At 71.2% G+C, this 25732-nt stretch carries 17 protein-coding genes and 1 riboswitch; of the genes, 8 read left to right on the top strand and 9 right to left on the bottom strand.

What is annotated here, in order from left to right; translation table 11 throughout:
* Nucleotides 1-88: 88 nt before the first annotated feature.
* Nucleotides 89-1498 carry a YibE/F family protein gene (locus tag OG509_RS18915; RefSeq protein WP_406183645.1) on the bottom strand — a complete coding sequence of 470 codons (1410 nt, stop codon included), beginning with the start codon at nt 1496-1498 and terminating at the stop codon, nt 89-91.
* 72 nt (nt 1499-1570) lie between these two features.
* Nucleotides 1571-1716, top strand: a riboswitch (TPP riboswitch).
* On the opposite strand from OG509_RS18915, the gene thiC reads away from it, so the two are divergent.
* Nucleotides 1711-3498, top strand: coding sequence for a phosphomethylpyrimidine synthase ThiC (gene thiC, locus OG509_RS18910; RefSeq protein WP_406183644.1), 1788 nt, complete (start codon nt 1711-1713; stop codon nt 3496-3498). It overlaps the preceding riboswitch by 6 nt.
* 120 nt (nt 3499-3618) lie before the next feature.
* On the opposite strand, the gene OG509_RS18905 is transcribed toward thiC, so the two are convergent.
* The 3 genes from OG509_RS18905 to OG509_RS18895 all read right to left on the bottom strand — a co-directional run bounded on the left by OG509_RS18905 (nt 3619) and on the right by OG509_RS18895 (nt 7138).
* Nucleotides 3619-4440, bottom strand: coding sequence for a hypothetical protein (locus tag OG509_RS18905; protein WP_406183643.1), 822 nt, complete (start codon nt 4438-4440; stop codon nt 3619-3621).
* 150 nt (nt 4441-4590) lie between these two features.
* Nucleotides 4591-5808 carry a metallophosphoesterase gene (locus tag OG509_RS18900; RefSeq protein ID WP_385585849.1) on the bottom strand — a complete coding sequence of 406 codons (1218 nt, stop codon included), beginning with the start codon at nt 5806-5808 and terminating at the stop codon, nt 4591-4593.
* Between the two features lie 214 nt (nt 5809-6022).
* Nucleotides 6023-7138: a LacI family DNA-binding transcriptional regulator gene (locus tag OG509_RS18895; RefSeq protein ID WP_099890691.1), complete on the bottom strand. Its 1116-nt coding sequence runs from the start codon at nt 7136-7138 to the stop codon at nt 6023-6025.
* 362 nt (nt 7139-7500) lie between these two features.
* Here OG509_RS18895 and hisC point away from each other — a divergent pair, with 362 nt between their 5' ends.
* Nucleotides 7501-8583, top strand: a complete 1083-nt coding sequence (gene hisC / locus OG509_RS18890) for a histidinol-phosphate transaminase (RefSeq protein WP_406183642.1) — start codon at nt 7501-7503, stop codon at nt 8581-8583.
* Nucleotides 8584-8612: 29 nt separating this feature from the next.
* Here the strand turns inward: hisC and OG509_RS18885 are convergent, their stop codons facing one another.
* The gene (locus tag OG509_RS18885) at nt 8613-8981 is read right to left on the bottom strand and encodes a cyclophilin-like fold protein (RefSeq protein WP_385585824.1); all 369 of its coding nucleotides are present in this window, start codon (nt 8979-8981) and stop codon (nt 8613-8615) included.
* A 190-nt stretch (nt 8982-9171) separates the two neighbouring features.
* Between OG509_RS18885 and OG509_RS18880 the strand changes: the two genes are divergently transcribed.
* From OG509_RS18880 to OG509_RS18865, 4 genes are read left to right on the top strand one after another with little or no spacing between them, the layout of a single operon-like run.
* Nucleotides 9172-10677: a cytochrome ubiquinol oxidase subunit I gene (locus OG509_RS18880; protein WP_406183641.1), complete on the top strand. Its 1506-nt coding sequence runs from the start codon at nt 9172-9174 to the stop codon at nt 10675-10677.
* A gap of 16 nt (nt 10678-10693) precedes the next feature.
* Nucleotides 10694-11695 carry a cytochrome d ubiquinol oxidase subunit II gene (cydB, locus tag OG509_RS18875; RefSeq protein ID WP_406183640.1) on the top strand — a complete coding sequence of 334 codons (1002 nt, stop codon included), beginning with the start codon at nt 10694-10696 and terminating at the stop codon, nt 11693-11695.
* 21 nt (nt 11696-11716) lie between these two features.
* A complete protein-coding gene (gene cydD / locus OG509_RS18870) occupies nt 11717-15301 on the top strand; it encodes a thiol reductant ABC exporter subunit CydD (protein WP_406183639.1) in 3585 nt (1194 codons plus the stop codon).
* Between the two features lie 24 nt (nt 15302-15325).
* On the top strand, nt 15326-17062 hold the full coding sequence (locus OG509_RS18865) for a GAF domain-containing sensor histidine kinase (RefSeq protein ID WP_406183638.1): 1737 nt from the start codon (nt 15326-15328) through the stop codon (nt 17060-17062).
* A 28-nt stretch (nt 17063-17090) separates the two neighbouring features.
* Here OG509_RS18865 and OG509_RS18860 read toward each other — a convergent pair whose 3' ends face one another.
* Nucleotides 17091-17975 (bottom strand): Cof-type HAD-IIB family hydrolase, encoded by an 885-nt coding sequence (locus OG509_RS18860; protein WP_406183637.1) that lies wholly within the window; start codon nt 17973-17975, stop codon nt 17091-17093.
* A gap of 148 nt (nt 17976-18123) precedes the next feature.
* Between OG509_RS18860 and OG509_RS18855 the strand changes: the two genes are divergently transcribed.
* Nucleotides 18124-19029: an LLM class flavin-dependent oxidoreductase gene (locus tag OG509_RS18855; protein WP_406183636.1), complete on the top strand. Its 906-nt coding sequence runs from the start codon at nt 18124-18126 to the stop codon at nt 19027-19029.
* Between the two features lie 47 nt (nt 19030-19076).
* Here OG509_RS18855 and OG509_RS18850 read toward each other — a convergent pair whose 3' ends face one another.
* The 3 genes from OG509_RS18850 to OG509_RS18840 form a co-directional block, all read right to left on the bottom strand.
* Nucleotides 19077-22100 carry a tetratricopeptide repeat protein gene (locus OG509_RS18850; protein WP_406183635.1) on the bottom strand — a complete coding sequence of 1008 codons (3024 nt, stop codon included), beginning with the start codon at nt 22098-22100 and terminating at the stop codon, nt 19077-19079.
* Nucleotides 22097-24001: an HSP90 family protein gene (locus OG509_RS18845; RefSeq protein ID WP_406183634.1), complete on the bottom strand. Its 1905-nt coding sequence runs from the start codon at nt 23999-24001 to the stop codon at nt 22097-22099. Before OG509_RS18845 ends, OG509_RS18850 begins: the two co-directional genes overlap by 4 nt.
* Before the next feature lie 119 nt (nt 24002-24120).
* The gene (locus OG509_RS18840) at nt 24121-24660 is read right to left on the bottom strand and encodes an RNA 2'-phosphotransferase (protein ID WP_030153271.1); all 540 of its coding nucleotides are present in this window, start codon (nt 24658-24660) and stop codon (nt 24121-24123) included.
* 144 nt (nt 24661-24804) lie between these two features.
* Between OG509_RS18840 and OG509_RS18835 the strand changes: the two genes are divergently transcribed.
* Complete coding sequence (locus tag OG509_RS18835) at nt 24805-25593, top strand: aquaporin (RefSeq protein WP_406183633.1); 789 nt, start codon at nt 24805-24807, stop codon at nt 25591-25593.
* Nucleotides 25594-25732 lie beyond the last annotated feature (139 nt).

The following is a 25732-nucleotide window of genomic DNA, read 5'->3' as shown; positions in this document are numbered from 1 at the left end:
CGGCCGTACGAGCCGAGCGGACCGACCGTACGAGCCGAGCGGACCGTACGCGCCGAGTCGCCCCGGGCCCCCGAGCCACCCGGGTCTCTCAGCGCTTGCGCCGCCGCCCCCGGCCGCCGCGGACCGGCCCCGAAGCCGCTGCTCCGGCCGGGGATCCCGGCCGGTCGGCGGAGACCACCAGCGCGGCCAGCGCCGTGGTCACCGGAACCGAGGCCACCAGGCCGATCGACCCGACGAGGGTCCGTACGATCTCCTCCGCGACCAGCTCGCTGTTGGCCACCGAACCCATGCTGCTGTTCGCGATCGAGAACAGCAGGAGCAGGGGCAGCGCCGCGCCCGCGTAGGCCAGGACCAGGGTGTTGACCACCGATGCGATGTGGTCGCGGCCGATCCTGATGGCCGCACGGTACAAGGAGCGGGACCCCATCGACGGGTCGGCCTGGTGGAGTTCCCAGACCGCCGAGGTCTGGGTGACCGTCACGTCGTCCAGGACACCCAGGGATCCGATGATGATGCCCGCGAGCAACAGGCCGCTCATGTCGATCTCCGGGTAGAGCCCGTGGATCAGCCCGGTGTTGTCGTCGGTGTTCCCGCTGAGGAACGCCCAGTCGACGAACACCGAGCCCAGCAGCCCGATCAGCAGCAGCGAGACGAGCGTGCCCAGAACGGCGACGGAGGTACGGGCGCTCAGGCCGTGGCACATGTAGAGCGCGATGAGCATGATGGCGCTGGCTCCGACGACCGCGACGACCAGCGGGTTCGAGCCCTGCAGGATCGCCGGGAGGATGAAGAGGGTCAGCACGCCGAAGCTGACGACCAGCGCGATCAGCGCGAACAGGCCCCGCATCCGCCCGACGACGACCACCGCCACCGCGAAGAACGCGGCCAGCACCGCCAGGGGCAGCTTGCGGTTCACGTCGACCACGGAGTACTGGAGATCCCGCGGGGCGTCCGGCGCGTAGGCGACGACCACCTCCTGGCCGTCCTTCAGCTGCCGTGGTGCGCCCGGCTGGATGATCTCGAAGAAGGTGCGGCCCTTGTCGGGTCCGGTGGTGACCTCGATGGTGGCCTTCTTGCACTCGCCGGTCTGCGCGGCCTTGGCCTCGCGTCCCTCCGGGGTGGAGACGCTGCCGGTGGCCGGCACTTGCGAGGCGTTCACGGATTTGCAGTCGACCTGCTCGAGCGCGGTGACGACGCCTTGCTGGGTCTGCCGGTCGAAGCCCACCCCGGAGCGCTCGTGGGCGGGGGCACCGCCCGGCCAGAGCACCACCATGCCGACGAAGACGGCGACGGCGAACGGGATCAGGACCGCCGCGATGACCTTGCGCAGGTGCTTCGAGACGGGGGCCGCCGGTCCGTGGCCGTGGGAATGACCGTGGGAGTGGCCCTGGTCCGGGATCCGGGCATGCTCGTGGTCATGCCCGTGGCCCACGTGTGCGTGGTCGGTGTGACCCGTGGGCTCGGTGGGCTCGGTGGGAGGCTGCGGCGAGGACGTCACCGGCAGATCATCGCAAGAGTTGAGGGGGCCCACTGTTCAGCACGCCACAGATGACGCTAGCGTGGGGGCACCTTTGCACAACGCGGGAGCTCGGAGCACCGGGCTGAGAGGGCGCTGATCACCGTACGCGCAGCACATATGCGTACGGGAAGAGGCTGCGTCGACCGCCGAACCTGTTACCGGGTAATGCCGGCGTAGGGAGATCAGGTCTCATGACCATTCATGACGCACGCACGCCTGCCGTCAGCCAGGACGGCGACGGCCACACCGAGCGCCAGCCGGGCTGGCACAAGGGCTACGTGGCGGGCTCCCGCCCCGACATCCGGGTGCCGGTCCGCCAAGTCCACCTCACCAACGGCAAGGACGTGACGCTCTACGACACGTCCGGGCCGTACACCGACCCGCAGATCGAGACCGACGTACGGCGCGGGCTGCCGCCGCTGCGCGAGAACTGGATCATCGGCCGCGGCGACACCGAGGAGTACGCGGGCCGCCCCGTGCGCCCCGAGGACGACGGCATCAAGCACACCTCGCCGCGCGGTGGCCTCAAGAACCTCGACGCGGTCTTCCCGGGCCGCCCGCGCCAGCCCCGCCGAGGCCGTGGCGGCGCAGCCGTCACGCAGCTCGCGTACGCCCGCCGCGGTGAGATCACCCCGGAGATGGAGTACGTCGCGATCCGCGAGAACGTCTCCCCCGAGGTCGTCCGCGAGGAGATCGCCGCCGGCCGAGCGGTGCTTCCGGCGAACGTGAACCACCCGGAGATCGAGCCGATGATCATCGGCAAGCGGTTTCTGGTGAAGGTCAACGCCAACATCGGCAACTCCGCCGTCACCTCCTCCATCGAGGAGGAGGTCGACAAGATGACCTGGGCGACCAAGTGGGGCGCCGACACGGTCATGGACCTCTCGACCGGCCGCAACATCCACACCACCCGCGAGTGGGTGCTGCGCAACTCCCCGGTCCCGATCGGCACCGTGCCGCTGTACCAGGCGCTGGAGAAGGTCGACGGCCGTGCCGAGGACCTGACCTGGGAGATCTACAAGGACACGGTCATCGAGCAGGCCGAGCAGGGCGTCGACTACATGACGGTCCACGCCGGCGTGCTGCTGCCGTACGTACCGCTGACCGCCCGCCGCAAGACCGGCATCGTCTCCCGCGGCGGCTCGATCATGGCCGCGTGGTGCCTGGCGCACCACAAGGAGAACTTCCTCTACACGAACTTCGAGGAGCTCTGCGAGATCCTCGCGGCGTACGACGTCACGTACTCGCTGGGCGACGGCCTGCGTCCCGGCTCCATCGCGGACGCCAATGACGCGGCGCAGTTCGCGGAGCTGAAGACGCTGGGCGAGCTGAACACGATCGCCAAGCGGCACAACGTGCAGACCATGATCGAGGGCCCGGGCCATGTCCCGATGCACAAGATCAAGGAGAACATCGACCTTCAGCAGGAGATCTGCGAGGAGGCGCCGTTCTACACGCTCGGCCCGCTGACCACGGACGTCGCCCCGGCGTACGACCACATCACCTCCGGCATCGGCGCCGCGATGATCGCCTGGTGGGGCACCGCGATGCTCTGCTACGTCACGCCGAAGGAGCACCTGGGCCTGCCCAACCGCGACGACGTGAAGACCGGCGTCATCACGTACAAGATCGCTGCGCACGCGGCGGACCTGGCCAAGGGGCACCCGGGCGCCCAGGAGTGGGACGACGCCCTGTCGGACGCGCGGTTCGAGTTCCGCTGGGAGGACCAGTTCAACCTGGCCCTCGACCCGGACACGGCCCGTGAGTTCCACGACGAGACGCTCCCGGCCGAGCCGGCCAAGACCGCGCACTTCTGCTCCATGTGCGGTCCCAAGTTCTGCTCGATGAAGATCTCCCAGGACATCCGCCGTGAGCACGGCGGCGACCTGAAGGCCGATGAGATCGAGGCGGGCATGGCGGAGAAGTCCGCCGAGTTCGCGGCGAGCGGCAACCGGGTGTACCTCCCGCTGGCCGACTGACCCGCCCGTGGCGGCCGGCGCTGCTCTGGGGAGGTTGAGGGGGCTTCCCAGGGCAGTGTCCCGGCGTGACGCGATGTTTCACGTGAAACAAGGACGGACGGCCCACTGCGGGCCGCGGCGCTACTGCGTGCCGCCGTCCGGGCTGCTGAAGTCCGGGCTGGTGAAGTCCGGCGGGGTGTAGCCGGGGCGGGGGCCCTGTGAGGGGGACCCCGGGCTGGTGAAGTCGGGCCGGGTGTATCCCAGGTTGGGGATGCGCCCGGCCTTCGGCGTGTGCGGGGCCGGATACGCCGGCGCCGTGCTCGGATCGGCCAGCGCGTCCCGCAGGAACGGCAGGATGCCCCGCTCCAGCAGGGCATGCCGCCAGGCCTCGCGGGCCCGCGCGACCTCGTCGGGTATCGCGTCGGACTCGTCCTCGGCCACCACCTCGGTCGCCCGGTTGCGGACGGCCGTCACCAGCAGTCCGATCACCGCGAACAGCAGCGAGACCACGGTCAGCGCGCCGAACAGCCAACCCGCCGTCAGCATCGTGTTGGCGAAGGCCGGTTCGGGTTCGACCGCCTTCAAGACGTAGCCCACGAGCAGGAAGATCAGCATGGCGGTGCCGGCGAGGACCGGTGCCAGTACCGCGACCACGGCACTGACGCCCGCGCCGTCCTCGCCCTGCTGACCGGCACCCTGGTCCCCGGCCGAACCGGGGGTGGACAGGACTTCATCGCGCCGCTCTCCGCGGAGTTTCACGTAGTGGTCGTACTCGGCCGCGGCCGCGGCCGTCAGCAGCGCGCTGGCCCCGATGGCCATCGTGCGCAGTTGTTCGGCGTTGAGGCGCTCGCCGAGGGTGGCGAGCTCGGGCCGTTCGTGCGCGGTGCGCAGCGCCTCGTCGAGGAGCCGATCGAACTCGGGTCGGTCTTCGGTCAGCAGGTGCGGAGCGCTGTTCATGTGCATCCCCCGATGCTCCGTAGGGACCGGTTTGCCCGCGTAGACCCGGGCGCCGGCACAAACGGAGGAGAGCCTGCTACGGATAGGGCGATGGTAGAGCGCCCATGCCACGCCGTGACAGGGGCTTTCCTGAAATTACCCCCGTTCTGATAACCCTCAGTCGTTCAACGGGAGTTGCACGACCAGCAGTTTGCCCGCCATCGTGACCCCGCCGTCCATGGCGATGGCGAGTCCCTCCGCGTACACGTGGGGGCCGTTCACGGCCTCCGGTCCGCGCGACTCGTCGCCGTCCTCGGTGCCCACCTCGCCCAGCAGGTACGGGATCGGGCTGTGTCCGTGCACGACGCGGCCACCGCCGTAGGTGTCGAGGAGTTCGCGTACGGCCTGGGGGCCGGTCTCCTCGTCGCGGAAGGCGAACCGCTTGGTGAACTTGCGGAACAGGTCCCAGGTGATGTCGGCGTCGTTGCGGTTGAGCAGCTCGTGGATGGTGTCGTTGACGTCCTCGATGGAGTCGCCGTAGTCGAGGTACGCGGTGGTGTCGGAGTGCAGCAGCAGGTGCCCGTCCTCCAGCACGGCCGCGTCCAGCCGCTGCATCCACTGCAGGTGCACGTCCTCCAGGCGCTCCATGTCGGTGCGCTGGCCGCCGTTGAGGAGCCAGGCGGCCTGGAAGGTGGCGGTTCCCGCGCCCGAGGCGACGGGGGTGTCGCCGAACCGCTTGGCGCCGATGAGCAGCAGTTCGTGGTTGCCCATGAGGGCCTTGCAGTAGCCGCCCGCGGCGGCGGCCTCGGCGGACAGTCGCATGACGAGGTCGATCACGCCGATGCCGTCGGGGCCGCGGTCGGTGAAGTCGCCGAGGAACCAGAGGCGGGCGTTACCGGCCGACCAGCGGCGGTCGGCGTCGATGAGCCCCTGGGCCTGGAGTTCGTGGACGAGCTCGTCCAGATAGCCGTGCACGTCGCCGACCACGTACAGCGGTCCGGGGCCCGCGGCCGGGGACTCCTGGGGAACGTACTGGACCTGGACGGTGTCGCCCGGTCCGCCGCGGCCGATGATCGGCAGATCGCGGTGGGTGGGGGTGTAGCCCTCGTCGAGATCGTCCCCGTCCGCCGGGGCCGGTCCGCCAGCGGCGGGGTCCTGGCCCATGGGCGGCTGCGGGGGTACGGAGGGCTGTGGGGGCAGAGGCGGGTGAGGGGGCACCGGCGCGCCCTCCCCGTAGTACGCGGGGTACTCGCCGTACACCGGGGCCTCTTCGGGAAGCGCGCCGGGCACTCCGTACGGGACGGGCTCGGTGACCGGAACTCGGAAGTCCCGCAGCGTCTCCGTCCGCATCGCGGGTCCCTGACCGGCCCCCTGAGTCATCGACCCCTCCACCACCGTCGCGCTGCCGTACACCTGCGGACCCCTGGCCTCCTGGGCGGAGGGTCCGTGATGTCGTGCGCCCATCATAGGAATGCGGCTCGCGCTCTGTGACGCACCAGGGGTGGTGAATCCTGGGCGGAACCAACAGTTCCTGCCGCTTTCTACCGAAATGGGTGTTGCGAAAATCCCCGGCGGGGCCATTGGCCCCGCCGGTATCGCGCTGCGGCGGTCAGTCCTTGGCCGGTGAACGGGGCGGGCTGACGGTCGTACGGGGCTGCCTGCGCTGCGAGGACGTACGGACGATCAGCTCGGTCGGGACCACCTGTTCGACCGGGCGGCCGGTGTCGACCCCCTCGATGGCGTCGATCAGCAGCTGTACGACGGCGGTGCCGATGCGGCGCGGTTTGAGGGAGAGGGTGGTGATGGGCGGTTCGGTGTTCGCGTACACGGTGGACTCGCTGCAGCAGACGAGCAGCAGGTCCTCGGGGACGCGCAGGCCGTAGCGCCGGGCGGCGGCCAGCAGATCGGTCCCGTTGGGGTCGAAGAGCCCGTAGACGGCGTCGGGCCGGTCCGGCCGGGCGAGCAGCCGGTCCGCGGCGACGGCGCCCGCGCACGGATCGTGGGCGGGGTAGGACTCGTAGACGGGGTCCTGGCCGACGCGCTCGCACCAGTTGAGGTAGGCGGTGGTGGACAGCCGGGTGTAGGTGTCCGTGGTCGTGCCCGTCAGCAGCCCGATCCGGCGGGCGCCGGCGGCGGCGAGGTGGTCGAGCAGGTTGAGTACGGCGGCCTCGTGGTCGTTGTCGACCCAGGCGGTGACGGGGAGGGAGCCGGCCGGGCGGCCGTCGGAGACGACGGGGAGGCCTTGGCGGACCAGTTCGCTGACGACGGGATCGTGGTCGGAGGGGTCGATGACGACGGTGCCGTCGAGGGCCACGTTGGACCACACGTCGTGTCGGGAGGTGGCGGGGAGGATGACGAGGGCGTAGCCGCGGGCGAGCGCGGCGGAGGTGGCGGCCCTGGCCATCTCGGCGAAGTACGCGAATTCGGTGAAGGTGAAAGGTTCATCCCCGTACGTGGTCACGGTCAGGCCGATGAGGCCCGACTTGCCGGTACGGAGGGTGCGGGCCGCGGCGGAGGGGCGGTAGCCCAGCCGATCGGCGACCTCGCGAACGTGGCGGCGGGTGGCGTCCGGCAGCCGTCCCTTGCCATTGAGCGCGTCGGAGACGGTCGTGATCGAGACGCCCGCCGCGGCGGCCACGTCCCTGATGCCGGCCCGGCCCTGTCGGCCGGCGGCCCGCCGGGTGGTCTCGGTCCGGCTCACCTGATGCTTCCCTGCTGCTGTCATGGCGAGCCGATAGTAGGGCTCGGCGGGGTGGGTGGTCCGGGTGCATATGCACGCGTTGACAGGCACGATTCTGCATGGTTCGCCACCCCCAATGACCTTGGAAATGAAGAAATTTGAGTGCGGAGAGTAAGCAGGGCGTTTGTCGGCGGGTACGGGCATGCCAAAACGGTGTGGTCTCGGGACGGTCTCAACTCACCTGTACGAGGGATGCGCGCCACGGCGCGGGCCACCGGCGCACGCATATATGCGTGCGCTCCCCCGCAATCCTGGCGCCGCCCATTTTCGGGAGAGCGGAATCCTCATAAGGTGAGCAGTATTGAGTCGACGGCGACGTCGTACGGGACGGTCGAGGAGGACCTGCGGTGAGCGAGAAGAGCCCGAAGCTGCGCGCCGAGCTGGACGGCATTCCCACCTACAAGCCCGGGAAGCCCGCTGCCGCGGGCGGGCCCGTCGCGTACAAGCTGTCCTCGAACGAGAATCCGTACCCGCCGCTGTCCGGGGTGCTGGAGACCGCGATCGCGGCGGCCGGACAGTTCAACCGCTACCCCGACATGGCCTGCACTGGCCTGGTGAACGAGCTCGCCGAGCGGTTCGGGGTGCCGGTAGAGCACATCGCCACCGGCACCGGCTCGGTGGGTGTGGCCCAGTCGCTGATCCAGTCGACGGCCGGCCCCGGCGACGAGGTCATCTACGCCTGGCGGTCCTTCGAGGCCTACCCGATCATCACGCAGATCTCGGGTGCGAAGTCCGTTCAGGTGCCGCTGACCGACGGGGACGTGCACGACCTCGACGCGATGTTCGACGCGATCACCGATCGGACCCGGCTGATCTTCGTCTGCAACCCCAACAACCCCACCGGCACCGCGGTCCGCCGCGCCGAGCTGGAGCGGTTCCTGGACCGGGTCCCCTCGGACATCCTGGTGGTGCTGGACGAGGCGTACCGCGAGTTCGTCCGCGACATCGAGGTGCCGGACGGCATCGAGCTCTACCGCAGCCGCCCGAACGTCTGCGTGCTGCGTACGTTCTCCAAGGCGTACGGCCTGGCCGGCCTGCGGGTGGGCTTCGCGGTGGCGCACGAGCCGGTGGCTGCGGCGCTGCGCAAGACGGCGGTGCCGTTCGGTGTCAGCCAGCTCGCGCAGGACGCGGCGGTCGCCTCGCTGCGCGCCGAGGACGAGCTGATGGGCCGGGTCGGGGCGCTGGTGGGCGAGCGCGCCCGGGTCCACAAGACGCTGCTCGGCCAGGGCTGGACCATGGTGCCGGACACGCAGGCGAACTTCGTGTGGATGCGGCTGGGGGAGCGGACCGCCGAGTTCGCGGCGGCCTGCGAGAAGGCCGGTGTGGTGGTCCGGCCCTTCGCGGGCGAGGGCCTGCGGGTCACGATCGGTGAGCCCGAGGCGAACGACATCTTCCTGCACACGGCGGAGGCCTTCTTCAAGGAGATGTAGCCATCGGGGACTGCGCGGGCTCTGAGCGGCTACGCGAGTTCCACGCGGATCGGGTCGCCGTCGCGGACGGTGGACAGCAGGCGGGGGTCGCCGTCGAACGAGCCGAGCACATTGCACGGGCTCGCCAGGCGGCTCTCGCCTCCGCGCGAGATGGGTGTGGGGCCGTAGGGCAGCGCGAGTGCGTCGCCCTCGGTCCAGAACGCGACCGTGCCCGGGTCGACGACCTGCCGGGCGTCGTGTTCCAGCGCCGCGGAGACGCCGGTGTCGAAGTAGACCTCCTCGCCCCAGGTGTTGGCGGAGGCGGAGATCGGAAGGGCCTCGGCCAGCGCCTTGCTGGTCGGGGTCTCGTCAAGGGTTGCCGTGAGCTGGCCCGCGGGCCAGGAGATACGAATCCTCATGAGCGGCATTCAACAATCTGTTGAATGTGTTGGCTAGAGGGACCCCCGCCTGAAACGCGTCGAAGCCGGTGCGACATAATGCTTGTGAATGTGAACGCGTTCACAAGCGTGTCCTGCTTCATCCCGTATTGGGCGGAACACGCCAGGCAAACTGCGGCAGTGACCACGGCGCACCGAAGGAGACGACGACGTGGACGTAGCTTTGGCGCCAGAGACGTTGGCCCGATGGCAGTTCGGCATCACCACCGTCTACCACTTCCTCTTCGTCCCGCTGACGATCTCGCTCGCCGCGCTCACGGCAGGCCTTCAGACCGCCTGGGTGCGTTCGGGGAAAGAGAAGTACCTCAGGGCCACCAAGTTCTGGGGCAAGCTTTTCTTGATCAATATCGCCATGGGTGTCGTCACCGGCATCGTGCAGGAGTTCCAGTTCGGCATGAACTGGTCCGACTACTCGCGCTTCGTCGGTGACATCTTCGGGGCGCCGCTGGCCTTCGAGGCGCTCATCGCCTTCTTCTTCGAGTCGACCTTCATCGGCCTGTGGATCTTCGGCTGGGACAAGCTGCCGAAGAAGATCCACCTGGCTTGCATCTGGATGGTCTCGATCGGCACCATCCTCTCCGCGTACTTCATCCTCGCGGCCAATTCCTGGATGCAGCACCCGGTCGGCTACCGGATCAACGAGGAGCGGGGCCGGGCCGAGCTCACCGACTTCTGGCTGGTCCTCACGCAGAACACCGCGCTGACCCAGTTCTTCCACACCATCACGGCGGCCTTCATGGTCGGCGGCGCCTTCATGGTCGGCATCTCCGCCTTCCACCTGGCCCGCAAGAAGCACATCCCCGTGATGCGGACCTCGCTGCGGCTCGGCCTGATCACGCTGATCATCGCCGGCATGGGCACCGCCATCAGCGGTGACCTGCTCGGCAAGGTGATGTTCAAGCAGCAACCGATGAAGATGGCCGCCGCGGAGGCGCTCTGGGACGGCGAGGCGCCCGCGCCCTTCTCCGTCTTCGCCTACGGAGACGTCGAAAAGGGCCACAACAAGGTCGCGATAGAGATCCCCGGCCTGCTGTCCTTCCTGGCCAACGACGACTTCACCTCCTTCGTCCCCGGCATCAACGACGTCAACAAGGCCGAACAGGAGAAGTTCGGGCCCGGCGACTACCGGCCCAACATCCCGGTCGCCTACTGGGGCTTCCGCTGGATGATCGGCTTCGGCATGGCCTCCCTCGGCGTCGGCGTACTGGGGCTCTGGCTCACGCGGAAGAAGTTCATGCTGCCTCCGGGGCTGCGCACCGGCGAGGACGAGGTCCCGTACCTGGTCCTCTTCAAGAAGGCGCTGAGCCCCCGGTTCACCACCTGGTACTGGATCGTCGCCCTCTGGACCATGGGCTTCCCGCTCATCGCCAACTCCTGGGGCTGGATCTTCACCGAGATGGGCCGTCAGCCCTGGGTGGTCTACGGAGTCCTGCGCACACGCGACGCGGTCTCGCCCCACGTGTCCCAGGGCGAGGTGCTCACCTCGATGATCGGCTTCACGCTCCTGTACGCCGTGCTCGCGGTGATCGAAGTCCGGCTGCTGGTGAAGTACGTGAAGCTCGGTCCGCCCGAGCTGACCGAAGCCGACCTGAACCCGCCCACCAAGATCGGCGGGGACGACAAGAACCCCGACCGGCCGATGGCCTTCTCGTACTGAGGGAGGGGACCGCACCATGCAACTCCATGACGTCTGGTTCGTGCTCATCGCCGTCCTGTGGACCGGCTACTTCTTCCTGGAGGGCTTCGACTTCGGAGTCGGCGTCCTGACCAAGCTGCTCGCCCGCGACCGCACCGAGAGGCGGGTCCTGATCAACACGATCGGGCCCGTGTGGGACGGCAACGAGGTCTGGCTGCTGACCGCGGGCGGTGCCACCTTCGCCGCCTTCCCCGAGTGGTACGCGACCCTCTTCTCCGGGTTCTACCTGCCGCTCCTGGTCATCCTGGTCTGCCTGATCATCCGCGGTGTCGCCTTCGAGTACCGGCACAAGCGGGACGAGGAGCGGTGGCAGACCAACTGGGAACACGCCATCTTCTGGACCTCGCTGATCCCCGCGTTCATGTGGGGCGTGGCCTTCGCCAACATCGTGCGCGGAGTGAAGATCGACGAGCACATGGAGTACGTCGGCAGCCTCTTCGACCTGCTCAACGTCTACTCCCTGCTCGGCGGACTCGTCACCCTCACCCTCTTCACCTTCCACGGAACGGTGTTCACCTCGCTCAAGACGGTCGGGGACATCCGGGAGCGCTCGCGCACGCTGGCGACGCGACTGGGCGTGCTCACCGCCGTGCTGGCCCTCGTCTTCCTGATCTGGACCCAGGTCTCGCGCGGTGACGGCAAGAGCCTGATCGCCATGGCCGTCGCGGTCCTCGCACTGCTCGGGGCCCTGGGCTTCAACCTGGCGGGCCGCGAGGGCTGGTCGTTCGCCCTGTCCGGGATCACCATCGCGGCCGCGGTCGCGATGCTCTTCCTGACGCTCTTCCCGAACGTGATGCCGTCCTCGCTGGACGAGGCCTGGAACCTCACGGTCACCAATGCCTCGTCCAGCCCGTACACCCTGAAGATCATGACCTGGTGCGCGGGAGTGGCCACGCCGCTCGTCCTGCTCTACCAGGGCTGGACGTACTGGGTGTTCCGCAAGCGGATCGGTACGCAGCACATCGTCGATGCGCACTGATCCCTGACCCTGCTCTGGGGGATGTTTCACGTGAAACCGATCGACCCGCGCCTGCTTCGGTACGCCCGCTCCACCCGCCTCTTCCTGGCGGCCGTGGTGGCCCTGGGACTTGCCGGGGCAGGGCTGGTCGTCGGTCAGGCGATGCTGATCGCCGAGATCGTGGTCGGCGCCTTCGAGCAGGGGCTGGACGGGGAGGCGCTGCGGACGCCGCTGCTGCTGCTCGCGGCGGTCGCGCTGGGGCGCGGTCTGCTCGCCTGGCTCACGGAGCTGGCGGCCCACCGGGCCAGTGCGGCGGTCAAATCGCAGCTGCGGGGCCGGCTGCTGGACCGGGCCGCGGATCTGGGACCCGGCTGGCTGAGCGGGCAGCGGACCGGGTCGCTGGTGGCGCTGGCCACCCGGGGTGTGGACGCCCTCGACGACTACTTCTCCCGCTACCTGCCGCAGCTGGGGCTCGCGGTGGTCGTCCCGGTGGCGGTCCTCGCCCGGATCGTCACCGAGGACTGGGTGTCGGCGGCCATCATCGTGGTCACGCTGCCGCTCATTCCGCTGTTCATGGTGCTGATCGGCATGGCCACCCAGTCCCGGATGGACCGCCAGTGGCGGCTGCTGTCCCGGCTGTCGGGGCATTTCCTGGACGTGGTGGCCGGGCTGCCGACGCTGAAGGTCTTCGGCCGGGCCAAGGCCCAGGCCGAGTCGATCCGCAAGATCACCGACGACTACCGGCAGGCGACGGTGCGGACGCTGCGCATCGCCTTCCTGTCCTCCTTCGCGCTGGAGCTGCTGGCGACGCTGTCGGTGGCGCTGGTCGCCGTGACCATCGGCATGCGGCTGGTCCATGGGGAGCTCGACCTGTACACCGGGCTGGTCATCCTGATCCTGGCGCCCGAGGCGTATCTGCCGCTGCGCCAGGTCGGGGCGCAGTACCACGCCGCGGCGGAGGGGCTGGCGGCCGCGGAGGAGATCTTCGAGGTGCTCCAGACCCCCGTCGCCGCTTCCGGCGGCGTGGCCCCGGTGCCGGCCGTGGGGCTGCGGATCGAGTTCGACGGGGTCGCGGTCCGCTACGAGGGCCGGCGCGAGGACTCACCAGGACCGGTCTCGCTGGCGGTCGGACCCGGTGAGTGCGTCGCACTCACCGGACCGAGCGGGGCGGGCAAGTCCACGCTGCTCCGGGTGCTGCTGGGCTTCGTCGAGCCGACCGCGGGGCGGGTGCGGATCGGGGGCGTGGACCTCGCCTCGCTGTCGCTCGAACAGTGGCGGGAGCGGATCGCGTGGGTGCCGCAGCGGCCGCACCTGTTCGCCGGGACGATCGCGCAGAACGTACGCCTGGCACGGCCGGACGCGTCCGCAGACGCGGTGGCCGAGGCACTGAAGGACGCTGGGGCATGGGAGTTCGTGGCCGCGCTGCCGCGCGGTGTCGACACGGAGCTCGGGGAAGGCGGGGTCGGGCTGTCCGCCGGACAGCGCCAGCGGCTGGCACTGGCGCGGGCGTTCCTCGCGAACCGGCCGGTGCTGCTGCTGGACGAGCCGACCGCCGCTCTCGACGGCGAGACCGAGGCTGCCGTGGTCGAGGCCGTACGACGCCTCGCGGTGGGCCGGACCGTGCTGCTGGTCGTCCACCGGCCGGCGCTGCTGGCCGTGGCCGACCGGGTGGTGCGTGTGGGCGCGACGGGGGTCCTGCCGAGCGCGTCGGGGGTGCAGCCGACTTCGTCCGGCGTCCGGCCCGGGAGGACCACGGCCGGGGCCTCCGACGGCCTCGGCGGGGAGCGCAACGGGCCCTCCGGCCCCGGGGAGTGGATCCTCGGCAGCGCCCCCGAGAGGGCGGCCAGGACCGGCGGCGCCGACTCGGGCGGGGGCGATCCGCTCCGGCGGGTGCGGGCGGTGGCCAAGGCGTGGCAGGGGCGGTTCCGGCTCGGCCTGCTGCTCGGGGCACTGGCCGTCGGGTGCAGCGTCGGGCTGATGGCCGTCTCCGGATGGCTCATCTCGCGGGCTTCGCAACAGCCGCCCGTGCTCTACCTGATGGTGGCCGTCACGGCCACCCGGACCTTCGGGATCGGGCGGGCCGTGTTCCGGTACGCGGAGCGGCTCGTCTCCCACGACGCCGTGCTGCGGATGCTCGCCGACGTGCGGGTGTCGGTGTTCCGCCGGCTGGAGCGCATCGCGCCCGCCGGGCTGCGCGAGCAGCGGCGCGGAGACCTGCTGGCCCGACTGGTGGCCGACGCCGACTCCCTCCAGGACTACTGGCTGCGCTGGCTGCTGCCGGTCGGGACCGCGGTACTCGTCGGCACCGGCTCGGTCGCCTTCACCGCCTGGCTGCTGCCCGGGGCGGGGGCCGCACTCGCCGTCGGGCTGCTCGCGGCCGGGGTCGGGGTGCCGCTGGTCAGCGGGGCCTGCGCCCGGCGTGCGGAGCGGCGGCTGGCGCTGGCCCGGGGAGAACTCGCCACCCGGGTTGCCGATCTGCTGACGGGGACCGCCGAGCTGACCGTCGCCGGCGCGCTGGCCGGGCGGAAGGACACCGCGAAGGAGAGCGACCGGACGCTGACCGGCATCTCCGCGCGAGGGGCCGCCGCCACCGGGCTCGGGAGCGGGCTGACCGCCCTCGTGTGCGGGCTGACCGTGGTGGTAGCCGCGGCCCTGGCCGCCGACGCCGTGCACGACGGACGGCTGTCCGGGGTGGCCATGGCCGTGGCCGTGCTGACCCCGCTCGCCGCCTTCGAGGCGGTCAACGGGCTTCCGCAGGCCGTCCAGTACCGGCAGCGGGTGCGCCGCAGCGCCGAGCGGATCTACGAGGTCATCGACGCTCCCGTACCGGTCGCCGAGCCGGAGCGGCCGGCCGCGGTACCGGCCTCCCCGTTCCCGCTGCGGCTGACCGGACTCGCCGCCCGGCACCCCGGACAGGAGCAGGACGCGCTGCGCGGACTGGACCTCACCCTGGAGGCCGGCCGGCGGATCGCCGTCGTCGGCTCCTCGGGTGCGGGCAAGACCTCGCTGGCGCAGGTCCTGCTGCGGTTCCTGGACCCGCACGAAGGCACGTACAGCCTCGGCGGCACCGACGCACGCACGCTCGACAGCGACGAGGTCCGCCGGATGGTGGGCCTGTGCGCGCAGGACGCGCACCTCTTCGACAGCTCGGTACGGGAGAACCTGCGGCTGGCCCGGACCGGGGCGAGCGAGGAGCAGCTGCGGGAGGCCCTGGCGGCGGCCCGGCTGCTGGAGTGGGCCGAGGGCCTCCCGGACGGGCTGGACACCCTGGTCGGCGAGCACGGCGAGCGGATCTCCGGAGGCCAGCGCCAGCGGCTGGCCCTGGCCAGGGCGCTGCTCGCCGACTTCCCCGTCCTGGTGCTCGACGAGCCGGCCGAGCACTTGGACCTGGCCACCGCGGACGCCCTGACGGCGGACCTGCTCGCCGCGACCGAGGGCCGCACCACCGTGCTGATCACGCACCGGCTGGCCGGCCTGGAAGCGGTCGACGAAGTGCTCGTACTGGAGCGCGGAGCGGTCGTACAGCGCGGCACGTACGCCGAGCTGGCCGCAGCCGAGGGTCCGCTGCGCAACCTGCTGGAGCGGGAGCGGTCGGCCGACCGAGCCCTGGCCGACTTTCCCCGGTAAAACGGACTAACTAGTCTCAAGGGCATGTCAGCGCAGGAGTCGCAGGAACCGCCGGAGTCACCCCCCGGAACACCGGACCCGCTGGAGGCAGCCACCCAGGCCACCCGGAGTCTGCAGGGCCTCTCCACCGAGCTCACTGCACGGGTGCCACAACTGCTGGAGGCCATGCGCTCCGTGGGCACCGGCCTCGAACTGCACTCCACCCTGGACCGCATCTGCGAGACGGCGGCCGAGCTCGCGGACGCCCGGTACGCGGCGATCGGGGTCGTCGACACCGAGGGCCGCGGCCTGTCGGACTTCGTCACCTTCGGCATCGACGCCGAGACGGCCCGGAACATCGGACACCGGCCGGACGGGAAGCGGGGCCTGCTCGGCGCGTTGATCTCCCATCCCGACACGGTGCAGCTCGCCGATCTCACGAAGGACCCACGCTCGGCCGGGTTCCCGCCGCACCACCCGCCCATGAAGACCTTCCTCGGCGTCCCGATCCGGGTGCAGGGGGAGATCTTCGGCAATCTGTACCTCGCCGAGAAGAACGGCGGCGGCCGGTTCAACGACTACGACGTCCACATGGTCCGGGTCCTGGCCACCGAGGCGGGCATCGCCATCGGCAACGCCCGGCTGTACGAGGCCGCCACCCAGCGGGAGCGGTGGATCGACGGCTCGGTGGCCGTCACGACCGCCCTGCTGTCGGGCGGGGACGCGGACGACGCCCTCTCGGTGGTGGCCGAGCAGGCCCGCCACCTGGCGGATTCCGCCGCCGGAATCGTGATGCTGCCGGCCGAGGAGGGCGGCATGGAGATCGTCGCCGTCTCCGCCGAGAGCGCGGCCACCTCGCTCGGCCTGGTGATCCCGGCCGAGAGCCCGGTGGTGGCGAAGCTGCTCGAAGGCGAGCCGGTCTTCGTGGAGGACGCTGCCGGCGACCCGCGCATGATCAGTCGGCTGACCAGCCAGTACGGGCCCTGCATGATGCTGCCGCTGCACAGCGGCGGGCGGGTGCTGGGCGCGCTGGTCACCCCGCGGGCCCGAGGCAAGAGGCCGTTCAGCGAGGCCGAGCGGACACTGGCCACCCAGTTCGCCTCCCAGGCTGCGCTCGCGCTGATGATGGCCGAGGCACAGCGCGACCGGGAGCGGCTCGCGGTGTTCGAGGACCGTGACCGGATCGCCCGGGACCTGCACGACCTGGTCATCCAGCGGCTGTTCGCCACCGGGATGATGCTGGAGGGCGCCCAGCGGCGCTCCGTCGTCCCCGAGGTCGTCGACGGAGTCGGAAAGGCCGTGGACGAGCTGGACGTGACGATCCAGGAGATCCGCACCGCGATCTTCGCGCTTCAGCAGGGACCGGCCGAGGCTCCGTCGGGGCTGCGCACCCGGGTCCTGAGGGAGATCAACATGGCCGCGGTGCCGTTGGGCTTCAAGCCGGCGCACCGCTTCCTCGGGCCGATCGACACGGTGGTCGGCGAACTGGTGGGCAAGAACCTGATCGCGGCGCTGCGCGAGGCCCTGTCGAACGCCTTCCGGCACGCGGAGGCGTCCCGGATCGAGGTGGTCGTGGACTGCACCGGCACTCTGGCCGACGGGAGGCCCGGGGTGCGGCTGGAGGTCGCCGACGACGGGGTGGGCATCCCCGAGGGCGGCCGGCGCAGCGGGCTGCGGAATCTGCGCCGGCGGGCCGAATCGCTGGGCGGGTCGAGCTCGTACGGCCCCGGCATCGGGGAGGACGGCACCGGGACCACCCTGGTGTGGGAGGCCCCGCTCTGACGTCCCTGGGTTCGTCCGGGCGCTCGTCCTAGCGCCGCTGCGCGGCGCGATCCGCGAGGATGCGCTCGATGACGACGGCAACGCCGTCCTCGTTGTTGGCGACCGTACGGCCGGAGGCGGCCGCGATCACGTCCGGGTGGGCGTTGCCCATCGCGTACGAGGTGCCCGCCCAGCGGAGCATCTCCACGTCGTTCGGCATGTCCCCGAAGGCGACGACCTCGGCCGGTGAGATACCGCGCTCGGCGCAGCACAGCTCCAGGGTGCTGGCTTTGGAGACCCCCGGTCCGCTGATCTCCAGCAGAGCGGTCGGGCTGGAGCGGGTGATCGACGCGTAGGCGCCGGCGGCCGAGCGGGCGAGCGCCAGGAACTCGTCCGGGGCGAGCTCGGCATGGTGCGCGAGGAGCTTGAGGACCGGAGCGGAGGTGTCGTCCGCCTCCTCCTCCAGCAGCTTCTCGGCGGTGGCCACATGGGCACCCGGGTCCTGGAAGAAGGGCGGGTACAGCGGCTCGTAGTTGATGCCGGTGGTCATCTCGACCGCGAAGGAGGTGCCCGGCGCGGCGGCGCGCAGCGTCTCCACGACCGTCAGCGCCGTGGCCCGCGGCAGCGCGCGGACCTGCACGAACTCCCGACCCGCGTGGAGATCGACCACCGCGGCCCCGTTCGCGCAGATCGCCAGGCCGTGGCCGTGGACGTGGTCGCTGACCACGTCCATCCAGCGGGCCGGGCGGCCGGTCACGAAGAAGACCTCGACCCCGGCCTCCTCGGCAGCGGCGAGCGCGGCGACCGTGCGGAGCGAGACGGATTTGTCGTCGCGCAGCAGGGTGCCGTCGAGGTCGGTGGCGATGAGCCGGGGAGTGGGGGTCTGCCCGTCCGGGCGCTGGGGAGCCGAGGTCACGGATCCATCTTCACCCATGGCCTTGCGACAGCCGACCAGAGTGAGCCGGGCTCCTGCACCGGATGGCGATGTTTCTCCCCCGGGCGCCGGCGGGCGGGTGCCCGGGGTGAGCCGGCGACGGGCGATGTTTCATGTGAAACATGAGCGGGGCCGTAGTCTCGAACGCATGAGTCTGCGTCTGAGCACTGTGATCCTCCCGGTACGCCCGTGGCGTGAGGGCGGCCGTGACCAGTGGGTGCGAGCCGAGCGGCTCGGATTCCACACCGCATACACCTACGACCACCTGACCTGGCGGTCCTTCCGCGACCGGCCGTGGTTTGGCGCGATCCCGACCCTGACCGCGGCGGCCGCCGCCACCGAGAAGATGCGTCTGGGCACGCTCGTCACCTCACCGAACTTCCGGCACCCGGTGACGCTGGCCAAGGAGCTGATGTCGCTGGACGACATCTCCGGCGGCCGTTTCACCCTCGGTATCGGCGCCGGCGGCAACGGGTTCGATGCCTCCGCCCTGGGACAGGACCCCTGGACTCCGCGTGAGCGCGCGGACCGCTTCGCGGAGTTCGTACCGCTGCTGGACCGGCTGCTCACCGAGGATGCGGTCAGCGAACGCGGCACCTTCTACTCCGCCGACGAGGCCCGCAACCTCCCCGGCTGTGTGCAGCAGCCGCGACTGCCCTTCGCCGTCGCAGGGAACGGCCCGCGGGGCATGAAGCTCGCCGCCGCCCACGGCCAGGCCTGGGTGACGACCGGCGATCCGAAGCTCTTCGAAGAGGGCACCACCGAGCAGTCGGTGGAGGCCATCCGCGGCCAGCTGGCCCGGCTAGACAAGGCTTGCGCGGAGATCGGCCGCGCGTCCGAGCCGATGGCGAAGATCCTGCTGACCGGCTTCACCCCGGACCGCAACACGATGCTCGACTCCGTCGATGCGTTCGTCGACTTCGCCGGCCGTCACCAGGCGCTCGGCATCACCGAGATCGTGATCCACGCGCCGATCCCGGACTCCGAGTTCGCGGCCGACGAGAACGTCTTCGAACAGATCGCCACCGAGGGCCTGGCCCAGCTGGACAGCTGAAACGGAGAGGATGCCCCCGTCGCCGCCGGGCGACGGGGGCATCGCACTCAGGACCGCAGGTTGTCGAGGGCGGACTGGGCGCGCTCCAGCAGATCCTCCGGAACCCCCTCGGGCATGGCCCGGAGTTCCTCGACCAGTACCGAGAGCCGAGCGGCTCCCGCCTCGGCGCGACCGATCTCCTCCTCGGTCCAGGCGGCGTACTGCACGCACTGGAGCCGGTCCCCCAGATGGTCCGGACCCAGCTCCGCGTACAGGTCGCCGGCCCGGGCAGTCAGCTCGATCTCCTCCAGCCGCAGCGCCTCGGTGTCCACCTCGGCGCGGTCGGAGCCCTCACCGTCCCCGCTGTCCTCGCCGCCGTCATCCTCGTCCGCTGCCTGCTCGTGCGAGGTGACCCGCCAGTCGAGCACCTGCGCCAGCTGCAGCCAGGTCTGGGCGAGCTCGGCCCGCAGCTGCTGGACGGCCCCGGCCTCGCCCGTCTCCGCGTTCTCGGCCAGCGCGGTCTCCAGAACCCCGGCGGCCTGGTCCATCAGGTCCCGTGCCCGCGCCCACGCCGCCGCACCGGTGTCTCCGCGAGGCGCCATCCAGGCCAGGGAGCGCAGGATCCGCACCTCGGCGATCGGGGCATCCCCCGTCACCCGGAACAGCTCCAGGGACCGCTCGTACGCGGCGAGTGCCTCCTGGTCCAGGCGCGCGGCGGACAGCTGTTCCGCCGCCGCCTGCGCCAAGGCGGCCTGCGGGCGGGGGTCCTCCCACCCCTTGGCCACTTCCGCCGCCAGCAGGTACTGCTCCGCCGCCGCCCGGGAGTCGTTCAGCTGCCGCAGCAGATCGCCGAGGAACTCCCGTACGGAGACGGCCTGTCCCTCGCCGTGCTCCAGCAGATCGGGCAGGGTCGACTGCAACACCTCCGCCGCGTCGGCGTGCCGGCCCTCCCGCGCGTACGCCCGGGCCAGCACCAGCCGGGCCTGCGCCCCGCCGTCGGCGGTCAGACCCGCCTGGTCGAACCAGTGCGCCGCGGTGAGGGCGTGCTCGGCCGCTTCCGCCGCCGCGTCGGCCCGGCGCAGCAGGATGTCCGCGAGGGTGAGCCGTACGACGCCCTGCGTCTCGGCCTCCGTCACCTCCGCGGAGTGCTCCAACGCGGAACGCGCCGCCTCCTCGGCCTCCTCGGGCCGCTCCACCGACATCAGCACACCGGCCCGCAGCACCAACGCGTCCACCGCCTGCCAGGGCAGGCCCGCCGACACCGCCCGCGCCGCGGACGCGGCCAGCAGCGGCAGGGCCCGCTCGGGCTCGCCCTGCGACAGCGCGACGCGGCCCAACATCTCCTCGGCCTCGGCCGCCAGATCGGGCAGATCCTGCGCGTACGCAGAGACGAAGGCGCCGAGTTCGGCCGCCAGCTCGCCGTGCCCGTGGTCCTGGCCGGGCTCGTGGAGGTGCTCGTGCTCGGGGCCCGCCTCCAGCGAGCGCAGGTACGACTCCACGCGGATCGACGACAGCTCCGCCAGCGCGATCCGGCGCCCGCGCAGCGGCTCGTCCGCGTCCAGCGCCTCGGCGGCCTTCAGGGCCACCACCAGCAGCTCCCGGATCCGCTGCGGCTCGGCCCCGGACTGCGCGGCCGCGCTCGCCAGCCGCAGCTCAGCCAGCGCTGCGCGCTCTGCCTGGCCGAGCGAGCGGTAGCGGTCGCGGACCGCCTCCAGCAGCTCCGCGGCGTTCCCGGCCCCGCCGCGGGCCGCAGTCAGGGCCCGCTGGTCCGCCACATCGGCGGCGAGCAGCAGGTCCACCTCGTCCTCCGGGCGCGCGTCCACCCGTGCGCCGACCTCGGCCCAGAGCACGTCCGCGGCCGGATGCCGCTGTTCCCGAGCCTGTCGGGCCCGCTCCACCAGCTCCTCGAAATCGGCCGCGGGCGGCGCCGGCACGATCGCGGCCGCAGGGGCGTCCGCAGCGGCGGCCGGCTGCGGCAGCGCCGTGCTGCGCACGCCCAGCGGCAGTACGCCGACCAGCGGCTCCCGCCCGATCCGGGCGAGGAAGCGGTCGGATACCCGGGTGGTGCCGTTGCGGGCGTCGAAGCGCCGGGCGATCTCCAGGGAGCTCGCGCGCAGCACGTCGTACAGCTCGGAGACCGTGTGCGGGACGCCGTCGTACGGGACGGCCGGGCTCTGGCCGTGCCCCAGCTCCGTCAGCCGGCGCAGCAGTACGAGGATGCCGCCGTGGAAGGCCATCTGGTCGTCGACGTTGACCAGCGGATTCATGTGGGCGGCGTGCTCGGCGAGGATCTCCAGGCCGCGCGACTCGTTGCCGCTCAGGGCGCAGAACTCGATGTGCTTGGCGATGGAGGGCAGCAGGCTCTCGTTGCCGCGGGCCATGCGGTAGCCGCGTACATGGTGCGCACGGGCCTCGTTGAAACGGCCCAGGCGCAGCAGCGGCAGCAGCGAGGTGGCGAGCAGCCGGTGGGGTTCCTCGGCGCAGGTCCGCTCGCCCGCCAGGACGGGCTGCCAGAGCTCCAGGGCCCGGGCGTCGTCCCCGCGCAGCACGGCGTACGCGCCCTGGCCGTTGAGCTCGCAGGCGTGGCAGTCGCTCATGTCGTCGCGGTCGGCGGCCAGCCAGGCCTGGTGGGCCCGCTCGGCCCGGTCGTCCTGGCCGATCGCGTCGGCGAGCCACAGCTCGGCCTCGCGGACCGGCCGCTCGCTGTAGCCGGCGATCCGGTAGCGGCGCTCCATCTCGTCCAGCCAGCCGACGGCGGATTCCAGCGGGATCTCGGGGGAATCGCTGATGGCCGTGGCCACCCACTTGAACTGCCAGAACAGCGAATGGGCGTCCCACCGGCCGAAGGCGCCGGGGTCCTTGTCGTACTCCTGGAGCAGCCGGGCGAAGGGCACCAGCATCTTGGAGGACTCGGCGCTCCAGAGATAGGCGTTGATCAGGTTGTCCAGGGCCGTGCGGAACAGCGCCCCGTCACCGATCGCCTCCGCCGCACCCACGAGCGCCTCGGCATGCGCGTTGCGGGCGGCTCCGTTCGGGGAGTTCCTGTTCTCGGACAGGCCCTGCTCGATCTCCTCGCGCGTCAGCATGGTCACTTCTGTCCCTCCGGGGAGTCGGTGGAGTGGGTCGCCCATTCCAGGAGCCCGAGGAAGGCCCGGTTGAGCAGCGTGGAGTCGGCGGGGCGCAGCGGCCGCTGGGACATCAGCAGCGCCTGCCCGTACAGCGATTCGACGGCCGTGCCGGTCAAGGCTTCGTCGGGCAGGGCCGAGATCCGGCGGATCAGCGGGTTGTTGTGGTTGAGCACCAGGCGGGCGCGCGGCGCGGAGCCGCGCAGGGCGCCGAGGATTCCGCTCCACAGGGAGTCGGCGCTGTCCAGCGCCGCCGTACGGTCGCGCTCCTGGCGGGCCTGGCGGTCGTCGAGGTAGAGCGCGGGGACGGATACGGGCTGGAAGGCACGCAGCACGACGTCGCAGCCCTGTGCCTCCAGTCGGGTGCGCGCCGTGGACAGGAAGGGCGCGAGGGCCAGTTCGGCGGAGGTGGGGACCGGGTCGAGCCGCTCGGTGACGGCTCCGGCGTCCAGTTCCGCGACCTTGAGGTCCGGCCGCACGGTGGGCAGCAGGGCGAGCAGATCGGCGTCGTACGTGTATCCGGCGTTGATGACGCCGAGGCCGTGGGCCGCCGCGATCGGGGCGATCTGGCGGAACTCCTCCACGGTGCGCGTGAAGTGGATCTCGCTGTGGGCGGCCGTGAACTCCTGGAGGCTCATCGAGCCCTCGCTCGTCTCGAACGGCAGCCAGGGCAGCATCAGGCCGAGCAGTTCGGCGTCGTGCCGGGCGAGGGACTTCACCCCGAGGTGGTGGACGCTCAGGAAGGCGGCCAGGCGCTCCGGTTCACTCGCGGCGAGCTCGGCGAGCCAGGCCCGGACCCGGGCGCCGAGGGCCTCGCGTACCGCGGACAGGGTCTCGTCGTCGTACAGGTTCTCGCGGGAAGCGGTGGGCCGCAGCGTGTCCGTGTCGATGACCGCGCGGACGAAGAACGCCCAGTCCGGCAGGAGGTTGTCGGCGTGGTCCGTGAGCAGCATGCCCTTGAGGTGGACGCGGTGTCCGGCCCGGTGGGCGGGGCTGGTCGGCTCGGGCAGGACGTACGCCACTCCGCGCACCCCGGCGACGGGCAGGTCGAGGTCGATGCTGTCGAGCGGGGTGAAGCCGAAGAGCTGTGCGCAGTGGCCGGCGAGCGCGACGCGGCGCGCGGCGGGGGTGGGGAAGGGGCGGTCCCACACGGCGGGCCGGTCGGTGATGCTCCGCGGCTCGCCGCCCTCGCCGCCCTCGCCGCCCTCGCCGCGCTCGTCGCCCTGGCCCTCGCCTTCGGTGAAGGTGATGTCGTACGGGAGCAGGGAACCGTAGTCACGGGCCAGCTGCTCGACCTTGGCCGGGACGGTCCACTCCTCGGCTCCCGGGCGGGCCTGCAGGATGACCGTGGTGCCGAGCTCCCGGCGGGCCTCGTCGGGCAGTTCGCGGACGGTGTACGAGCCGTCGTCCGTGGCCAGCCATTCGACGGGCGCGGCCTGGGGGTCGCGGGCGGAACGGGTGATGACGCGGATCTGGCGGGCCACGACGAAGCAGGCGAGCAGGCCGATGCCGAACTGGCCGAGGAACTCCCGGCGGGTGGTCTCGAGGCCGTGGTCACCGCCGCGCTTGGAGCTGCGGCCGATGGTGGCGAGGAGGGAGTGGGCCTCGGCGGCGGTCAGGCCGATACCGCTGTCCTCGATGGTCACCCGGCCCGCGGACGCCGACAGGCGGATGCGGATCTCCGCCTCCGGGTCGAGTGCCTGGCGGGCGGTGACGGCGTCCACCGCGTTCTGCAGCAGCTCGCGGACGTAGACGCGCGGGCTGGAGTAGAGGTGGTGGGAGAGCAGGTCGACCAGGCCGCGCAGATCGACTTGGAAGCTGTTGGCGGAAGGGTCGGAGTGGGTGGAGGAAGGGGATGTGGACGTCACGGGGCGTCACCTCGCGTGCTCGCATGGATGGTTCGGCGATCGCGAGGTACCCCCCTCACGGATCGGAATGAGGAACAGAGTAGGGGGATGATCTGACAATCTCGTCCTGAATTCCCGCGCTAGGAGAAGCGCAGGAACTGCGGCGGTACGGCGTCCGCCAGCCACACCCCGTTGGCGCTGACGCGGAAGACGTGCCCGGCCGCGCGCATCGCCCCCGCGTCCACGGCGAGCACGACCGGCCGGCCGCGCCGCGCGCCCACGCGGGTGGCGGTCTCCCGGTCGGGGGACAGGTGCACGTGGTGGCGGGCCATGGGACGCAGGCCCTCGGCGCGGATCGCGTCCAGGGCGGCGGCCACGGTGCCGTGGTAGAGGTACGCGGGCGGTTCGGCCTCCGGCAGGTCCAGGTCCACGGGAACGGTGTGGCCCTGGTTGGCGCGGATGCGGGTGCCGTCGACGGCGAACCGCTGCTTGTCGTTGGCCGCGACGACGTGGTCGAGCTCGGCGCGGCTGATGGGGAAGCGGTGGGCGGCGGCCGCGCGGAGGAGATCGTCGATCTCCACCCAGCCCTGGGGATCGAGCACCAGTCCGATGCGTTCCGGCTGATGCCGCAGATGTTTCGAGACGTATTTGGACACCTTCACGGTGCGTCTGTCGTCCATGAGCCCAGCTTGCCCGCTCGGGCAGGGGTCGAGCAGGGATTTATCGGCGCTCCGCCGGAGCGGGGCACGGTGGGACACCCTCTATCGCGTTTCCAAGATACGGAATACATTTTCCGCTGTACTGCTGCCCCAGGGGGAGAACCCATGACAATCCACGCTTCCCTGCCGCGCCGTGCGGTCGCCGAGCTCGTCGGCACCGCCGGCCTTCTCGTGGTCGTGATCGGTTCCGGTATCCAAGCCGCCGACCTCAGCCGTGACACCGGCGTCGCCCTCGTCGCCAACTCGCTCGCCTCGGCCATCGGCCTCGGCCTGATCATCACCCTCCTGGGGCCGCTGTCCGGAGCCCACCTCAACCCGGTCGTCACCCTCACCTCCTGGTGGGCGCGCCGGACCGGTGGCGAGGGGCTCGGCGGCCGGGAGGCCCTCGTTTACACCGCCGCCCAGACCGCCGGCGCCATCGGCGGGGCCGTCCTCGCCGAGGTGATGTTCGGCCGCACCCCCGGCACCTTCTCCACGCAGGTCCGCGGTGGCGGCCACCTGCTCGTCGGCGAGATCGTCGCCACCGCCGGGCTCGTCCTCGTCATCCAGGGGCTGGAGCGGATCGGGCGTCCGAAGCTGATTCCGGCCGCGGTCGCCGCGTACGTCGCCTCCGCGATCTGGTTCACCTCGTCCGGCTCCTTCGCCAACCCGGCGGGCACCATCGGGCGCGCCTTCAGCGACTCCTTCACCGGGATCGCCCCGCAGTCGCTGCCGGGATTCGTCGCGGCCCAGCTGGTCGGCGGCGTGCTGGGCCTGGCCCTCGCCGCGCTCCTGTACGGAGGCACCCGGCGCGGCGCGCAGGAGTCGCCGGCCGGTCCCGTCAGAGTCGCCGGCCCCACCGGCACCATCGGCAGCACCGGCCCCGTGAACCCCGCGTACGAGGCCATCGGTTGAGCTGCCCGCACAAGCTTCCACAGAGCCGTCCACAGAGCCGTCCACAGAGTTGCCCACAGGCAACACCGACTTGTCCACAGCTGGTTGGGTCGGATTTGAGGGCAAACGAGCGATCCGCCCTGTGGACTACTGACCGGGT

This window comes from Streptomyces sp. NBC_01006 (genome assembly GCF_045162725.1).
Lineage (GTDB): Bacteria > Actinomycetota > Actinomycetes > Streptomycetales > Streptomycetaceae > Streptomyces.
This window is presented reverse-complemented; position numbering and strand designations above follow the sequence as displayed.

Excerpts from the sequence above, each read along its gene's own strand:
- thiC (WP_406183644.1), top strand. The coding sequence starts at position 1,711 with ATGACCATTCATGACGCACGCACGCCTGCCGTCAGCCAGGACGGCGAC.
- OG509_RS18905 (WP_406183643.1), bottom strand. The coding sequence starts at position 4,440 with ATGCACATGAACAGCGCTCCGCACCTGCTGACCGAAGACCGACCCGAG.
- OG509_RS18895 (WP_099890691.1), bottom strand. The coding sequence starts at position 7,138 with ATGACAGCAGCAGGGAAGCATCAGGTGAGCCGGACCGAGACCACCCGG.
- OG509_RS18885 (WP_385585824.1), bottom strand. The coding sequence starts at position 8,981 with ATGAGGATTCGTATCTCCTGGCCCGCGGGCCAGCTCACGGCAACCCTT.
- cydB (WP_406183640.1), top strand. The coding sequence starts at position 10,694 with ATGCAACTCCATGACGTCTGGTTCGTGCTCATCGCCGTCCTGTGGACC.
- cydD (WP_406183639.1), top strand. The coding sequence starts at position 11,717 with ATGTTTCACGTGAAACCGATCGACCCGCGCCTGCTTCGGTACGCCCGC.
- OG509_RS18865 (WP_406183638.1), top strand. The coding sequence starts at position 15,326 with ATGTCAGCGCAGGAGTCGCAGGAACCGCCGGAGTCACCCCCCGGAACA.
- OG509_RS18860 (WP_406183637.1), bottom strand. The coding sequence starts at position 17,975 with ATGGGTGAAGATGGATCCGTGACCTCGGCTCCCCAGCGCCCGGACGGG.
- OG509_RS18855 (WP_406183636.1), top strand. The coding sequence starts at position 18,124 with ATGAGTCTGCGTCTGAGCACTGTGATCCTCCCGGTACGCCCGTGGCGT.
- OG509_RS18840 (WP_030153271.1), bottom strand. The coding sequence starts at position 24,660 with ATGGACGACAGACGCACCGTGAAGGTGTCCAAATACGTCTCGAAACAT.
- OG509_RS18835 (WP_406183633.1), top strand. The coding sequence starts at position 24,805 with ATGACAATCCACGCTTCCCTGCCGCGCCGTGCGGTCGCCGAGCTCGTC.